Source organism: Pseudomonas paralactis (assembly GCF_001439735.1).
In the GTDB taxonomy this organism is placed as follows: Bacteria; Pseudomonadota; Gammaproteobacteria; order Pseudomonadales; family Pseudomonadaceae; genus Aquipseudomonas; species Aquipseudomonas paralactis.
This window is the reverse complement of sequence record NZ_JYLN01000029.1, coordinates 1-1684: the sequence shown is the minus strand read 5'-3', so window position 1 is coordinate 1684 and position 1684 is coordinate 1. Positions and strand designations below refer to the sequence as shown.

Sequence of the window (1684 nt, the reverse complement as noted above, 5' to 3'; positions counted from 1 at the left end):
CCGCTGAGCAGGCGAAACAGCTCGGTGCGCCCTGCCCCCACCAGCCCGAACAGGCCCAGGATCTCGCCTTTGCGCACCGCAAAGCTGATCGGCTCGCGCAAGCCCGGGCCGAGCAGGTCGTTCACCTTGAGCGCCACCTCGCCCTGCTCGCGCGGGCGGTAGTCGTAGATGTCCTGGATATCGCGACCGACCATGCAGGTCACCAACTGGTCGTGGGTCAGCGTGCTCATGTCTTCGAACGTGCGCACGTAGCGACCGTCCTTGAACACCGTCACCGCGTCGCAGATACGGAACACTTCTTCCATGCGGTGCGACACGTAGAGCACCACTTTGCCCTCGTCGCGCAGGCGCGCGATGATCGCCATCAAGCGGTCGATTTCCCGGGCCGACAAGCTGCTGGTGGGTTCGTCAAAGGCAATCACGTTGGCGCCGCGGGACAGCGCCTTGGCGATTTCCACCAGTTGGCGCTGGCCCAGGGACAGGCGCCCGAGCTTCTCGTCAGGGTCGATCTCATCGGCCAGGCCCTTGAGACACGCCAGTGCCTGCTGACGCAGCAAACCGCGATTGACCACGCCAAACCGCGTCGGCAAATGCCCGAGAAACAGGTTCTCGGCCACGCTCATTTCCGGCACCAGGTGCAGTTCCTGGTGGATCACCGCCACGCCATTGGCAATGCTGTCGGCCGCGTTTTTGAACGCCATGACCTGCGCGCCGATCTGCACGTTGCCGCTGCTGGGAATGTAGGCGCCGCCGAGGATTTTCAGCAGCGTCGACTTGCCCGCACCGTTCTCGCCCATCAAGGCGTGTACCTGCCCGGGGTGGGCGGTGAAGCTGATGCCGTCCAGCGCCTTGACCCCGGGAAAGGTTTTGCCGATAGCGTCAAAACGCAGGGCCGCAGCGGTCATTTCCACAACCCGATTTTGGTCAGTTCCGCCTGGAAGTTCTCGCGAGTAATCAGGGTCACTTCGTCCATCGCGGTGTATTTGGCCGGTTCCTTGCCGGTGGTGACCCACTCGTACATCGCCAGCGCGGTGTTGTAACCCTCAATGTGCGGGCTGGGCAGCATGGAGCCGAAGAAGCCGCTGTCGGCCTTCTTCAATTCGCCAATGGCGTCGGTGCCATTGATGCCGATGCCGATCACATTGGCCGCCTTGAAGCCGGCACTTTCGGTGGCGCGCACGCCGCCCAGCACCGTGTTGTCGTTCATGCCGCCGATGATCAGGTTTTTCGCGCCGCTTGGCAGTTTGACCAGCGCCGAGTTGGTGGCGTCCATGCTGCCGGGTACGTCGAGGGTTTTAAGCGCGGCGGTGAGGATGTGGTCCTTGGGGATACCGGCGTCTTCCAGGGATTTGATCGAACCGTCGGTGCGCTTCTTGCCGGTGTCGAGTTCGTTGAAGGTGTTGATCACCGCATAGGTGTCCTTCCAGTCCCAACCACGTTTTTTCGCTTCGGCGGCCATGGCCGCGCCCTGCTTCTGGCCCACTTCAAACGCAGCCATGCCCAGGTACGGCACGTCCTCCATGAAGTTGCCCTTGGCGTCGACAAAGCGGTCATCCACGGCCATCACTTTCAGGCCGTTGACCTTGGCCTTGGCGACGATGGCCGGGCCCAGGGACACGTCCGGTGGGCAGATCACAAAACCCTTGGCGCCGTTGGCGGCCAGGCTGTCGATGGCCGAGAGGGT

The 1684-nt window shown here is 62.9% G+C and carries 2 protein-coding genes; both read right to left on the bottom strand.

The window, feature by feature from the left end; all coding sequences use genetic code 11:
* The coding region (locus TX23_RS26595) for an ATP-binding cassette domain-containing protein (RefSeq protein ID WP_157243962.1) at positions 1 to 905 on the bottom strand (905 nt) is incomplete at its 3' end.
* A partial coding sequence (locus TX23_RS26590; RefSeq protein ID WP_057704730.1) for a substrate-binding domain-containing protein occupies positions 902 to 1684 on the bottom strand: 783 nt, incomplete at its 5' end. The genes TX23_RS26590 and TX23_RS26595, both read right to left, overlap by 4 nt.